A 12,990-nucleotide genomic window follows, 5' to 3' on the forward strand; every position below is an offset into this window, starting at 1 on the left:
CGATGCCCTTGCGCCTCGCGATGGCCCTCGCGGTGATCCTGTCCGCCGTATCCGCTGGTGCGGCGGCGGGTCCAGTGCGCGTCGTCTCGATGAACCTGTGCGCCGACGAGCTCGTCCTGCGGCTGGCCGACCGCAACCAGGTTCTGGCCGTCACCTATCTCGCCCGTGACCCGCGCGGGTCGACGGTCGCGAGCGAGGCTATCGGGCTGCCGGTGACGCGGGGCCTTACCGAGGAGGTCGTGGCTTTGAAGCCCGACCTGGTGATCGCCGGAGCCTTCACGACGCGCACGACGGTGGGCATGCTCAAGCGCGTCGGCGCCCCCGTGCTCGAACTCGGCGTGCCGGCCGATCTCGACGGCGTTCGTGCCCAGATCCGGCAGGTCGCGGCGGCCCTGGGCCACCCCGAACGGGGCGAGGCGATGGTCGCGGCGCTCGATGCGCGTCTCGCTTCCATCGTGCCGGCGAGGCAGCCCCTCCGCGCGCTCGTCATGCGCCCGAACGCGTTCACGGTCGCGCCCGGGGGGCTGGGTGACGCGTTGATCCGCGCCGCCGGCCTCGCCAACGTCTCGGCCGAGATCGGACGTGACCGTTTCGGGCAGGTGCCCCTCGAAGCCGCGGCGCTTGTGAACCCGGACCTGATCGTCGTCGACGAGGGTGCGCCGGGCTGGCCTTCCTTGGCGGACACGCTCCTGTACCATCCCGTTTTCCGGGCCCTCGCGCGGGCGCACCGGACGGTCGACATCCCGAACCGCTTCTGGACCTGTCCGGGGCCGCAGGTCGCGGAGGTCGTGGCGCATCTCGCCGATGCGGCGAACGAGCGGGCACCCCGGCCATGAATGCGCCGGTCACCTCGCTCCATCCAACGGTCTCCCGTCGCCTCGGCACGCCGCGCGCCCGGCGAACCGTCATCGCCGTCCTGGGCCTCACCACCCTCGCGCTGACGCTCGCCTCCATCGCCATCGGCTACGCGCCCTTCGACGTGCCCGCCGCCTTTGCGGACCTCATCGCCGGTCGCACGACGCTGCCGGCCCTGGTCCTTTGGGAGCTTCGTATTCCCCGCGCGCTACTGGGAGCCCTGGTCGGCTTCAGCCTCGGCCTGACCGGCGCGGCCATGCAGGGATACCTGCGCAACCCGCTCGCGGACCCCGGCATCCTCGGCATCTCGTCCGCCGCGGCGCTGGGCGCTGTCATCGTCTTCTACGGCGGGTTCGCCGCCACCATGGGCCTTGCCCTGCCGCTCGGCGGCATCGCCGGCGCCGGCGTCGCAGCGCTCCTCCTGAACGCGCTCGCCGCCCGCGGCAGCAGCACCCTCGGGTTGATCCTTGCAGGAGTCGGGCTGTCGAGCCTAGCCGGGGCTTTGACCGCGCTGGCGCTGAACCTGTCGCCGAACCCCTACGCGGCCCTGGAGGTCGTGTTCTGGTTGATGGGCTCGCTCAGCGACCGCAGCCTCGACCACGTGCTCCTATGCCTGCCGCTGATGGCTGTCGGCTGGGCCCTCATGCTGTCGACCGGCTCCGCCCTCGACGCCCTGACGCTCGGCGAGGACACCGCCGCAAGCCTCGGGGTAGGCCTGGTCTCAGTGCGCCTGCGTCTCGTTACGGGCGCGGCCCTGGCCGTCGGCAGCGGGGTCGCGGTGTCCGGAGCCATTGGTTTCGTCGGCCTCGTCGTGCCGCACCTGATGCGGCCGCTGGTCGGGTCTCGCCCCGGCGCCTGCCTGCTGCCGAGCGGCCTCGCGGGAGCGGTCCTGGTCCTTGCGGCGGATATCGGCGTGCGCCTGCTCGCCACCCGGCCGGAACTCAAGCTCGGCGTCGTGACGGCGCTGGTCGGGGCGCCATTCCTGATCGTGCTGCTCCTGCGCAGCCGCGGGAGGCGGGCATGAGCCTCGGCCTGCACGGCGCCCAGGTGACGTTGGATGGCCGGGACATCCTCTCGGACATCGATCTGACGTTTCGGCCGGGCCGCTTCGTCGGGCTGGTCGGCCCGAACGGGGCCGGGAAGACCACGCTCCTTCGCGTTCTGGCAGGGGTCATTGTCCCGATGCAGGGGCAGGTCACTCTCGACGGCCGTCCGTTGTCCGGCTTAGCCCGCGAGGAGCGTGCCCGCCGCATCGCCGCCCTGTTCCAGGGGGCCGGCGTCGGCTGGCCGATGACCGTTCGCGAGATCGTGGCGCTCGGCCGGCTGCCGCACCGTCGTGCGTTCGCATCCCTGGCCGAGGCCGACGATGCCGCGGTCGAACGGGCGATGGCGCGCACCGACATCGTCCATCTCGCCGCCCGAGCCGAGCCGACCCTCTCCTCGGGCGAGCGCATGCGCGCTTTGCTCGCCCGGGCGCTTGCGGTCGACGCGCCGTGGCTTCTTGTCGACGAACCGGTCACGGCCCTCGACCCAGCGCACCAACTCGACGCGATGGCGCTTCTGAGGAGCGTCTCCCGGGACGGCACCGGCGTCGTCGCCGTGCTGCATGACCTGACGCTCGCGGCCCGGTTCTGCGACCGCATTGTCGTGCTGGCCGGTGGCCGCCTCGTCGCGGACGGCACCCCGGAGGAGGCCCTGACCGACGTCATACTGAACGAGGCGTTCGGGGTCACAGCCGAGCGGGGCTGGGCTTCGGACGGAACACGATACATCCTGCCTTGGGCGCGGTCCGGGGCTCAGACGGAGGAACGCGATGACGTCACCATCACGTGCTGACGCGGTCACGACCCTGCTGCGCGAGGCGTTGGCTGATCCCGGCACCGCCTGGAGCCTCGGCAGCTTCGGGGCCATCGCCGAGTTCATGCGCGATCCCGACGAGGCTACGTCGCCGTTGCCGGACGGGCGCATGGGCCTGGCGACTGAGCGGGGAGCCATCGCGCTCGCCCCCAGTCCCGACCTGCGTCCGGTGGCCTACGAGACCGCCGTCGCGACCGGCTGGAACCACGCCGTCGCCCTGTGCCTGCCTGAGGCGAGCTGCGCGATGAACCGGCGCGGCGTGGTGACGGAGCTCGGTCCGGATCGGGACGCCGCCCGCGAACGGGACCGCGATGCCATCCTGTTCGATCTGGGCCTCGGCATCCTGGCGGTCGATGCCTGCGTGCGCACGAGCGACCCGGAGGCCATCGCCTGTCTTCGGTCCGGTGTCGGGCTGCCGCTGTTCGACCCTGCGAGCCCCATCGGCCGCCAACTCGTCGCGCTAAGCCCTCACCGGGTGTTCATCGCTCGGATCGGACGCATCGAGGTCTACGCACCGATCCCGGGCCCCGGCGGCACCAGCCCGGAGGGCCCTCACACTCATGTCCTGCCCAAGCTCCTGCGCGGCGGCCGCACGCACGCGGCGACCACGCCGATCCCGGCAGGCTGGGTCCCCTGCGCCGGCATTCATCCGGCCCACCCCTACAAGGACATGATGGGCCAGCGGATCGCCTTCGACGTAGCCCGGCACGACGCGTTTCAGAGCCTCCTCGACCGGTGGGGTGATCCTGACTTGCTCGCAGCCAAGCGCGGCGGAGACCTCGGCCCGGACAGCTTCGTGTCGAACCGCCACGCGCAGGCTGCCCGCCGTGTCGCCGAGGTCCAGGCGCGCTACCTGCGCGGTGAGACCGTCGAGGCTGACCCCGAGCTCGACGAGGACGAGGACGCCGCCAACCATGCCTGACACAGTGCTCCATGGACGTTGAGGCACCCCCGCGCCGGCAGCGGGTGGTAGGGCTGATCGGGTGCCCCGGTTCGGGCAAGACCACCTACGCGCGGCGGTACGATCCGTTGCAGGGGTGGGTGCACCTCACCCTGGACGACCTGCGCCAGACGTTCTGGCCACCGGATCGTCACGTCTACTGGCAGGTCCGACGGACGGGCTGGGACGAGGAGGCACGCGGACTGCTCCACGGCATGAAAGTCGCCGCCCTGGACGCGGCCCTTGCGGCGGGGTTCAGCGTCGTGATGGCCGACACCCACCTGACCCGCGAGGTGTTCGAGGCCGAGCTACGGGTCATCGAGCGATACAACCTGTCGGTCGAGTGGAAGGTGTTCGACCTTCCCTGGGAGATGCTCCTCGCCCGCAACGAGGATCGCGGCAGGATCGACCAGTCGCATCGGCAGCCGGAGACCGTCCTGCGGCTGACCTATGACGCCTTTCAGGCACCAGACGCATGGTGGCGGTCGCTACCTCCAAGTCAGGTTGAATTCGTAAGATCCTGATCACCTCGCGCCCGAGGCGTTGATGGGTCAAGGTTTGCCTCGGGCTGGACGCCTCGAACGGCGAGCACCCAGTCGTCGAACTGCTCCTGCCCGTACTGGTTCTTCGCGAGGTTGCAGGCGAGGTGCGTGATCTGGACGTTGGCCGCGTCGTAGGAGCCGTTGGCGCTGTCGACGCGGTCGGCTGACGCCTTGAGCATCGGGTTGCCGGTGGAGGCGACCAAGGGGCCTCTGCAGAGGGCGCACTTGCCTCGTTGCACGTCCAGCCAAAGCCGCAGGATCAAGGCGTTCATCTCCGCGAACGGAGGGGCGAACCGTTGTGGATTGATCCGTACGTTCTGCTCGCCTCCCCTGCTGACCCGCTCGCAGATCAGTTGGGTCATCCGTGATGCCTCCTGCCGGATCGTCTTGTCGATCGCGGGGTTCGTGCTCTCCCTGAGGCCGATGTAGGCGGCGACGCCCTCCCGCAGCGTTAGCGTCAGCGGTTTGATCTCAAGCGCCATGATGGCCGCCCGTTCGTCGGGGTGGGCCTCGATGACGTTGCCGCGGTTGGCGATCTCGGAGAAGGTCCGGTAGGACTTCGGCATCACCCTCCGCGCCTCGGGATAGGGCGGGCCCACGATGTCCGCGGCGCGGATCGCGGCCAGGGCGTGCGGCCACCGGTCCCCGTGATGCTCGATTGAGTTGTTCCAGCTGTCGACCGGGACGATCTTCTTCGTCTCCAGGATCTGGTTGGGCTCAATGACGACGGCCGAGAGCAGGCAACTCCGGTGGTCGGGATTTTCCGTGGAGGTCGGGCTGGTGGTGCCGACGTAAATGAGTACGTCACGCCCTGGCAAGAACTTCCTCCGAAGCCATGCCCCAACCGACGGCTTGGTGAAGGAGACGCACGGCCAGTAATCGTTGATCGGCCCCCACTCACTCTTCAAGAAGACGCGCCCGGCCGGCTGCATCATGTCGGAAATCAGCATGAGTGGCCTGCTGCCGGTTTGGTGGATACCGTTCAAACCTAACCATTTCGCGCGCGCCGCGTAGCCCGGTTCAGCACCATGAATGAGAAGGATTGGGGCGGTTTTCCCGGCTGCGAAATGGTAGTCGAAATTCCCCGGACAGGGCGCAATTTGCCGGCTTTAAGCCGCCTCAAACGCGATGAGAACGAACGACCGCCGAGAGCAGCAAACGCGTAATGAAATCCCCGCCTCAAATTTCGCAGCCGTTTTCCCCTCTGTGACGGTCTTTTTTGGATCCGAAATGGTTCCGAAATTCACTGGCAAGTTAGGCGCGAAGGCCGTTTCCGGTTCGGTCTAAGCCGGCGATGAAATCCGGAGCGTCCGCACCTATCTGCGGGAGCCAGATCCTCGGAGCTGCGATGCCTTGCGTCTACTGCCACCGTCCAGGCCCGTTCAGCGACGAGCACGTCCTAACCCGCGCCTTCTCCGGTGGAGGAGAGGACTGGGTTCTTGTCGATACCGTTTGCGATCCTTGCAACAAACTGTTCCGGACCTACGAGCGGGCCTGGACGAGCGCTCCAGGGGAGGCGGTCGCGCGGATCGCTTTTGGGCCAGCCGGGCGTAATCGTGGCGGCCAAGCATATCAGGCACACCCATCGGAGCACATCTACTTCGTCGCGCCGGACGATCCGGTATCCTACGAGGTAGACATTCTTCGAGGGATTGAGCCACGCTTTCGGCCGCAGATTGCACTCTCTGGTGCAGGCTTTACACAAAGGGCCTCGACGATGGAGGACGTCGGCCGCTTCAAGACTGCCTTGGATGCATTTCTCCCTCGGCGGGAGATCACACTACAGAAGAGGCGCTTTCCGGGAGAAGCCCGCTTCAGGGTCGCTATACTCTCCGACGCAGATACCTTCGCCGTCGAGCGCATCGAAATGAGGCGGCAGCCAGTCGACGCATGGCTCGACCGTTTTCCAAATAACATGGCGGTCGCGCGCGACCCTCGCGTCTCGGTGGATGCCCATGGACGACTCCGCATCCGAGCAACCGGCCTAAAGCAGGTATCGCAGTTTTTTGCAGCGCTTATCGCTCAAGGTCGCATTGAGGAACCGGGCGGCATTCACCGGGGAGGAGAATATCGTTTAGCTATCCGCTCACCCTACGACGTAGGCAAGGTTCATCGAGCCATCGCAAAGACGGCCGTGAATTTCGCTGTGGCAACGCGTGGGGCCGATTGGATCTCGGCCGAGGTCTTTCGGCCTGTTCTCGATTACTGTCTCGGCAGGCGCGACGCTTCCGACAACGGTCCGTTCGTCGGCTCGCTAGATGGGCCGACCGGCATCCGGGAGATCGATGCCGCCGTTCCGGAGGTGCATGTCTTGGCGCTCACGAGCAACGGAGCGCGAGTTATAGGGCTCGTCCGGTTGTACAGTGGGCCCACTTACAGAGTGCATCTAGGGCCGGCCCCGACTGGAGCTCAACCCTTCACCGAGGTCACATGGATCGACTACAACGGGCCTGGGCGGGTGGCTCCGTTCACGTATCCGCCCCAAATCGTCTTCCCAGGCTCAGCAGTTGCGGCCGATTAGGCCGAGCATCCGGTCTCGGTGATGCAGTTGGATGACGAGAGGGGTTCTTCGGGCTTGCGCCTCCTCCGCCGGACTGGCATCAACGCGGGCGTGGGGCCTTCATCGAAAAAGGCTAATCCACCTCTCTGCCCAATCCGTGTCCGCGACGCCATTGCCTCAGCCGGCGTAAGCAGGTTGCGCGGCTTATCCGCAGCCAAGTCTCGCGATGAGAACCGCGGCTGATGCTTCCGATCTCCCATAGCCAGCGCGCCAGCCAAAGTCGCTTCTTCGGCGAGGTGACCGTAGGTTGTCCGAACCATTTCTTCGGACATATCCACGAAGGCTGCCGTATCAGATATCGAGCAGCCAGCGCGCAAGCAATTCGTTACCGTGCTATGACGGAACTCATGCACGATAAGGTCTTCCAGGTCACATCTTGAGCCCACTTGCTTCATGAGGCGCAGCAGTGAACCTGCGTCATGAGCGGAGCCATCCGCCTTTCGAAAAACATGCGTATTGCCCACCAAGAGGCCCACCTTTGCGTCCTGCTTGCGCCAAAGTCGCGCCAGGTGCCGCAAGGCAGCTGGTAAGATCGCGGTGCCTGCAGGCTTCGGCTTTCGCTTGGAGTTAGAGTTGTTGGATAGCAGCACTCCGCTCCGCTTGATTAGGCCACGGTCCGGATCAATCCATCCCTTGTACCTACTCTCATCCCAAACAAGGTTGCAAGCCTTAGTGCTGCGAGTGCCGGTGTAATAGAGGACCAAGACGGCGCGTGCAGCCTGCCGGAAGCTTTCTCTAATGCCTGGGTCCTGAAAATCTTCCGAAACCTTGCGGCGCTTTATAGTTTGTCCAGAGGTCGGATCCACCACGACCTCTGTGACCCACGACTTACTAAGGTTGTCCCAAGTGTACCCCCGGCAACAAACCCAAAGCAGACGCGCAATTTGCCGACGCGTTAGCCAATTTTGGCGTGGCTCGGGGCGAAGTGGTATCCAGAACTTACTGGTTATTGAGAGCGCCTGGTCGAATATATACCAATTCAGGGCTGCTCGCGCGAACCCCAGATCCATCCGCGAACTACCAACAGTCAAAGTCCGCTTCCCCTTGCCGCGGGGATGGGCCGGTTGTGTCTGCAGCCATTCATCGTACATCCGGCAAAGTCTGGGCTTGACATCGCCAATCTTAGTTCCACCAGCGCCCACCCATTCATCAAACTTGGATAGAACACGATCCAGACGCCGCTTCATCTGTTCGTGGTCTCTTACTTGATCGACTGTACCCTTATGGCCAGGATTGGTTGACTTCTTATATTCTTCGAAGACAACCTTGAGGGGCACTTGCGCCGGGGCATAGATCCCCAACGCAGCGGCCTCAGCAGTAATACGAGAGACAGTTGCCGAGACTTCGGCCGCAGCCAAATTGTCACCCGTAATACCGAGGGACCGCTTAGGGCCATCCCCAGCCAGGTAAGCCATTCCCCGCTCGCCTCCGCGGTCCTTGCGGATCACTACCCGCGGAGGCTTGCGAGGACGACCGCGGCGCACCTTCGGGGGCGCGACCTCGACCGCCTTCAGCAAGATTTGGTTTCCGCCTGCAAAAGCAAGCTTCGCCATCAGTTCCGCGTAGGTCGTGGTCATCGTACGCAACTCCCAAAAGCCAACATTCGGCCAAATAAAACTTGGTCTGAATTGGAGTGGCGCACCTCAAGTGTCCTAGGCGCCACGGTTATATGTCTGGCTTAATTTTAGTTTTCGGATTGTTTTGCATAATTGCATTCCCTACCTACGTTTGATGCATGAAGTTATATTCGGCGATCGACTTGATCGTGAACAATCAAAGGCTGGCAATTTCCCATTTGTATGATTGCGCGTCGGTTTGTGAGATATCTCCCCGCAACAACGGCTACAGCTAAAACCCCATCTCTTACAGCAACTCGCAACGAGTGGGTTGTTAATGGGCCATTAGGCCAGAACAGCGCGGCAGCTTCTGGCAAGGTCAGCAATTCATCCTCTCCCCAGTCACGGGGATCCGGCCGGGCCGCGACCCTAGGCGGGGTCCGCTTCGTATTCATCGACATTCTCCCTGATCTGGGCGCGCCTCGACGCTCACGACGATGAAGTCGCCGCCAGGCAAGGGCGCGTGCTGCCAAAAGGTTAGGCCGAGCCTCTGAGCAAGCTCAGTGAGAGTAGCCTTGCGAGTAGGTGATACGGAGACAGTGAGATCCGTCGCCAGCACGCCGTCAACGTTGCGCGCCTTCTCGGTCGCACATTCAAAGTTCTGGGTCATCTTGCAAACCTCGCGGTAGCCCTGTCTGCGGGCGCGTGTTCGAAGCGGCGTGCAAGCATTGTCCTGCTGCGCCGGCTGGGTCAGCGAAGGTCCGGACGGCCTTTCATGCGCCGAGAAGCGCAGGGCTCGGGTTGGCCTTCCACGAACACGGTCGTGAGGTTGCGGGGGCTTGTCTTGGCGCGAGGGACGTCAATATCGCGGGCGCCGACAGGTATCGTGACGGGCGCTTGGCTCGCCTCAGAAGAATTTAGGCTGGGATATCGTACACCGCCCGTGGTCCCAGCATCAGGGCTGAAAGCGAGCGAAAAACCAAGCGCGACTACCGTTGAACCGAAACGCTCAAGGGCGTTGCCACCCAACAGGAAGTGCCTGCTGCTCACCAGATGCGAGCGCGCGGAGCGTGCAATCTTAGGCAGAGCATCGCAGAAAAGAGGACGGACGTAGGCGTGTTGGACTGATCTGGCCGTGGCGACCTCTCGAACGAGGGTCGACTTTCGGCGCTTTCGAAGGGATGTATCCATCGGAGCGGCCTTCCAGGTTTGGCGGGCCTGTCGCGCGAGAAAGCGACGGGCGAAGTCGAGCGGATGCAGAAAGGCGACGGGCTTTCGTGTGATGCATGTTCATCGAAGCGGGCATGGAAATCTCCGAGCGATTGGAGCGGGTGCGCGGAAGCAGTCCTGCAAATCCATGAAGTAGACGCGCCCCGTCGCGCATGTACGTCACCTTCACCTGCTCGTAGATCGCGCGGACCGTCGAGAAGGAGGAGAGCACCGTGATGACGGTCCGCTCGCTCTCGCTCTCGAACCCGTATCAGCAACGCCTTACGTGATCGGGAACGTCCCCGGCCGAGGGTCTGACCTTGCTGCTTCTCGGGATCCGTGAAGCGCCCGTTCTGGCGAAGTCGACACCGACGAGATCGGGGGCCGATTGCGCGAGTTCCCCCGTGTCCCCCCTTGGCGAGGACTAGCCTGTCAGCCTTTGGGCGGCAGGACGAATGGGGCGGAGAACAGTGTGGGACGGCCGGCGCACAGGTCGGCGAGTATGTCTTGTCTGCTGAACACGATTAACCTCCCGGGCAAGTGCAGGACGCCGCGGCCCGTGCGGAACGGGCCATCGGGCAAGCGCGAGGCTTCGGGGCGCCGGAGGGCGCGGCCGGTCATTTGCGTTCGGAGGATCCCACCATCGCCGGGTGGCAGGCCGCAAACAGGCGAGAGATCGTGTCGTACATGGCTCGCCTCCCTGATTGGCGGCTCGATGCTGGCCTGGGGCCTGCCGTGCTGGTGTGAAGGGATAATGGCCTAGCCCCACCTGAAGCCGGGTTAACAAGTCCCTGGCCGCCGGCATTGTCCACAGGCAAGGCAGCGAGGCCAGGGATTTGGTCACGGATCGCCGGACGCATCTGTCAGCCGTCCCCGTCAACGCGACATCCGCCTCTCGGGAACGCGATGACCTCGCATCCGCCGGGCGGCGGCCCGCGCCTGGCGCGGATGGCCCTTCTTTCCGCCTCGACCATTACCTCGGCCGCGACGGCCAACCGGGCCCGCTCGATCACGCCGTCGAACACCTCGGCGCCGAGCTCGCGCTCGATCTCGGCGAAGGTCTGGAGCAGGCAGAGCACGCGCTCATCCATGGTCCGGACCTCCCTCAGCGGCCAGGGCACGGTCGTGGGCTTCCGCCAGGGCGAGGAAATCCACGCGTTCGACGACCCTCACCTCCAGCAGGAGCCTCGCGAGCGCCTCGACGAAGCTCCTGTGTCTCGTCACTGTAGCAAGGGCGACTGAATAGGCCCGGGCTAAGTCGGCACAGACCTCTTCACGGAGGATAGGATCGGTCTCGCAAAGCGCTGCCGCCCGGTCCGACGGCGCGCGGTGCACGAGGCTGCCGGACATGCCGAAAGAGACCCGAGCCGCGGCGGCGAGGCCGGTCGCCACGCGCAGGTCGTCGTGCGCGCCCGTCGAGAGGCCAAGGCCCATCGCCTCCTCCGCGGCGCGACCGCCCAGGGTCGCGGCGACAACCGTCTCAAGGATTGACGGTGTCATCGTCGGGCCCTCGTCGCCGGCTACGGTGAGCGTATGACCTCCGGCACGTCCGCGCGGGACAATGCTCACGCGCTGCACGGCCTCGCCGCCATGATGTGCCACCGTAGCGTGACCGGCTTCGTGGCACGCGCATCGCCATCGCGCGGCGTCGGATCGCTCGTCGGGCGGGGCGACCTCGCGCACGAGGTCGTCGAGTTCCATAGCGCGAGCGGCCACGCGAGCACGCCTGCGGGCCCCTCGCACCCACGCCACGGCCTCGGCGCCAGTGCCGCCGATGCCGAGCACCGCCACGCCGCTCAGGTCTGCGCCGGGCAGGTCGTCGCCGAGGTGCTGCCGGATGATGTCCGCGAGAGCCGTCCTGTCGGGCGGGCCGACGTAAATCGAGCGGCCGAGCCTCCCGGGCCGGAGAACCGCCGGGTCGAGCTTAGCGATGTGGTTCGTGGCGGCGATGAGAACGACACGGGACCCTTCGGCCGCCGTCTCCTCAAGCTCCTTCAGGTACGCCGCCTGGAGGGGTCCGTAGTACGACGCGTTCCTGTCATCGTTCAGATCGCGCGACGGGAAGGCCTCGCATTCGTCGAGGAAGAGCACGCACGGCGCCTTCGCCCGCGCCTCCCTGAACGCTTCCTGCAGCCTGCCCAGGACCCGTTCGAGATAGGAGGATCCCTCGAACCAGGCCGCCACCGAAGTTTCGACCAAGCTTAAGTTGGCCGACTTGGCGACAATGTGGGCTAGGCTTGTCTTGCCGGTGCCCGGCGGACCGTAAAAAATGGCGGACTTCTCCGCGTCCCGCCAAGCGGCGTCTGATCCGTCCTTAAGGTCCGCAACGAGTTGTGCAGCCCACTCGCCCGCGGCCCCATATCCCCGTGCGTTTTCCACGTCCGGCACGTTCCTAAGATGCTGAGATCCGGCGGACCTCATTCGCACCGCCGCTTCGATCCGTGCCACGCAACGGGCCGCGGAGTTGCCCCTGATCGCCGCCACCAGGTCGGTGAAGTCGAGCCCGGCGACCGTGGCTGGCCCGTTCCTGGGTGGCTTGCCCGTCACCTGCCTGATGGCTTCCCTCACAAGTTCGATGCTCGGGGGCCTGACACGGACGTGCATGTCGACGGCACCGAGAAACGACCGATGCAAGTGGGCGGAGGGAGCGTGGCAGACGATGCAAACCCTGGCGCCCCGCGCCATGGTCTCCGCGATCTCGTCCGCCCCGTCGTCCGGCTTCCGACGGTTGCGAGGAGTACCGTCGCGCATCTCGTGGTGTACCCAAGGACCGACGTAACCGATGGCCCGATGAAGCGGCCTCACCCACTCAGCGGTCGGAGACTCGATCAGGACGGACAGGCCGGGCGTCTTGGCCAGCCGCTTCCGCTCGACCGGTGTCAGGGAAGCTTCCAGCAGGAGCTGGCCCAGGATTACGAGCGAGTAGGGCCTGGCCGAGGGGGCCGTCTGCCTCGCCGGTGAGGCGGCCTGCCGGTCCTCCTCGTCGAGGATCGCGTGGTACTGCTCCACCGCCTGGGCGGAGCGTCTCTTCAGGTCATGGATCATTGCTGCCTCCGCACGCGGGGCAGCCGGGCGCGCTCTTCGGCGCCGGGTCAGCCCTCGCGGGTGTCGGGGTCGGGGCGGCGCTCGACGCGCCGGTGACGACAAGTGGACGGGGCAAGCCCCGCCGCGGGCGCGGCAGCGTGTTTTCGTTGGGATCGTGTCATCGGGAGGCTCTCGTCAAACGGGCTCCCGGGACGCGCGAGATCGGGCGCGCGGCTATCCGCGGGAGGAATCGGCGCAGGCCGGCACGGGGGTCCCCGTCCGGCTCGCCATGCGTTTGAACGTCGCGAACATGCCGCCATAATTGCGGGTGAACGGCTTGGTTCGCAAGTAGTCCCGAAAAGGTTTGCGGGGACAAACGCCGCGTATGCTTAATTGGACAGGCCGCGGATCGTACTCAAACGGGTGCCGCACTTCTGAGGATCGTCT

Annotated in this window: 10 protein-coding genes; 6 read left to right on the forward strand and 4 right to left on the reverse strand. The window is 65.6% G+C overall.

Features of this window, described 5'->3' with window-relative positions; translation table 11 throughout:
- The first annotated feature begins 2 nt into the window (after window positions 1-2).
- From H288_RS0102965 to H288_RS0102985, 5 genes are read left to right on the forward strand one after another with little or no spacing between them, the layout of a single operon-like run.
- Complete coding sequence (locus tag H288_RS0102965; RefSeq protein WP_026604615.1) at window positions 3-836, forward strand: ABC transporter substrate-binding protein; 834 nt, start codon at window positions 3-5, stop codon at window positions 834-836.
- Window positions 833-1,879, forward strand: a complete 1,047-nt coding sequence (locus H288_RS0102970) for an iron ABC transporter permease (RefSeq protein ID WP_020091106.1) — start codon at window positions 833-835, stop codon at window positions 1,877-1,879. The genes H288_RS0102965 and H288_RS0102970 overlap by 4 nt, the downstream gene beginning before the upstream one ends.
- Window positions 1,876-2,691, forward strand: coding sequence for an ABC transporter ATP-binding protein (locus H288_RS0102975; protein ID WP_020091107.1), 816 nt, complete (start codon window positions 1,876-1,878; stop codon window positions 2,689-2,691). The genes H288_RS0102970 and H288_RS0102975 overlap by 4 nt, the downstream gene beginning before the upstream one ends.
- The gene (locus H288_RS0102980; protein WP_026604616.1) at window positions 2,669-3,634 is read left to right on the forward strand and encodes a hypothetical protein; all 966 of its coding nucleotides are present in this window, start codon (window positions 2,669-2,671) and stop codon (window positions 3,632-3,634) included. The genes H288_RS0102975 and H288_RS0102980 overlap by 23 nt, the downstream gene beginning before the upstream one ends.
- Before the next feature lie 11 nt (window positions 3,635-3,645).
- The gene (locus tag H288_RS0102985) at window positions 3,646-4,176 is read left to right on the forward strand and encodes an AAA family ATPase (RefSeq protein ID WP_020091109.1); all 531 of its coding nucleotides are present in this window, start codon (window positions 3,646-3,648) and stop codon (window positions 4,174-4,176) included.
- On the opposite strand, the gene H288_RS0102990 is transcribed toward H288_RS0102985, so the two are convergent.
- A complete protein-coding gene (locus tag H288_RS0102990; protein ID WP_020091110.1) occupies window positions 4,152-5,144 on the reverse strand; it encodes a hypothetical protein in 993 nt (330 codons plus the stop codon). The two genes, H288_RS0102985 and H288_RS0102990, sit on opposite strands and share 25 nt — an antisense overlap.
- A 398-nt stretch (window positions 5,145-5,542) precedes the next feature.
- Between H288_RS0102990 and H288_RS35010 the strand changes: the two genes are divergently transcribed.
- The gene (locus H288_RS35010) at window positions 5,543-6,715 is read left to right on the forward strand and encodes a hypothetical protein (protein WP_158684186.1); all 1,173 of its coding nucleotides are present in this window, start codon (window positions 5,543-5,545) and stop codon (window positions 6,713-6,715) included.
- Here H288_RS35010 and H288_RS35015 read toward each other — a convergent pair.
- From H288_RS35015 to H288_RS0103005, 3 genes are all read right to left on the reverse strand, one after another.
- On the reverse strand, window positions 6,712-8,331 hold the full coding sequence (locus H288_RS35015; protein WP_158684187.1) for a hypothetical protein: 1,620 nt from the start codon (window positions 8,329-8,331) through the stop codon (window positions 6,712-6,714). The genes H288_RS35010 and H288_RS35015 overlap by 4 nt on opposite strands.
- 2,051 nt (window positions 8,332-10,382) lie before the next feature.
- Window positions 10,383-10,610 carry a hypothetical protein gene (locus H288_RS0103000; protein WP_081636437.1) on the reverse strand — a complete coding sequence of 76 codons (228 nt, stop codon included), beginning with the start codon at window positions 10,608-10,610 and terminating at the stop codon, window positions 10,383-10,385.
- Window positions 10,603-12,564 (reverse strand): AAA family ATPase, encoded by a 1,962-nt coding sequence (locus H288_RS0103005; protein WP_020091113.1) that lies wholly within the window; start codon window positions 12,562-12,564, stop codon window positions 10,603-10,605. The genes H288_RS0103000 and H288_RS0103005 overlap by 8 nt, the downstream gene beginning before the upstream one ends.
- Between the last annotated feature and the right edge of the window lie 426 nt (window positions 12,565-12,990).

The sequence above is a fragment of the Methylobacterium sp. 285MFTsu5.1 genome (assembly GCF_000383455.1).
Taxonomy (GTDB): domain Bacteria; phylum Pseudomonadota; class Alphaproteobacteria; order Rhizobiales; family Beijerinckiaceae; genus Methylobacterium.

Bases quoted from the DNA above. Each gene is read 5' to 3' on its own strand.
- H288_RS0102980 (WP_026604616.1), top strand. From the start codon at position 2,669: ATGACGTCACCATCACGTGCTGACGCGGTCACGACCCTGCTGCGCGAG.
- H288_RS35015 (WP_158684187.1), bottom strand. From the start codon at position 8,331: ATGACCACGACCTACGCGGAACTGATGGCGAAGCTTGCTTTTGCAGGC.
- H288_RS0103005 (WP_020091113.1), bottom strand. From the start codon at position 12,564: ATGATCCATGACCTGAAGAGACGCTCCGCCCAGGCGGTGGAGCAGTAC.
- H288_RS35010 (WP_158684186.1), top strand. From the start codon at position 5,543: ATGCCTTGCGTCTACTGCCACCGTCCAGGCCCGTTCAGCGACGAGCAC.
- H288_RS0102975 (WP_020091107.1), top strand. From the start codon at position 1,876: ATGAGCCTCGGCCTGCACGGCGCCCAGGTGACGTTGGATGGCCGGGAC.
- H288_RS0102965 (WP_026604615.1), top strand. From the start codon at position 3: ATGCCCTTGCGCCTCGCGATGGCCCTCGCGGTGATCCTGTCCGCCGTA.
- H288_RS0103000 (WP_081636437.1), bottom strand. From the start codon at position 10,610: ATGGATGAGCGCGTGCTCTGCCTGCTCCAGACCTTCGCCGAGATCGAG.
- H288_RS0102990 (WP_020091110.1), bottom strand. From the start codon at position 5,144: ATGCTGATTTCCGACATGATGCAGCCGGCCGGGCGCGTCTTCTTGAAG.
- H288_RS0102985 (WP_020091109.1), top strand. From the start codon at position 3,646: ATGGACGTTGAGGCACCCCCGCGCCGGCAGCGGGTGGTAGGGCTGATC.
- H288_RS0102970 (WP_020091106.1), top strand. From the start codon at position 833: ATGAATGCGCCGGTCACCTCGCTCCATCCAACGGTCTCCCGTCGCCTC.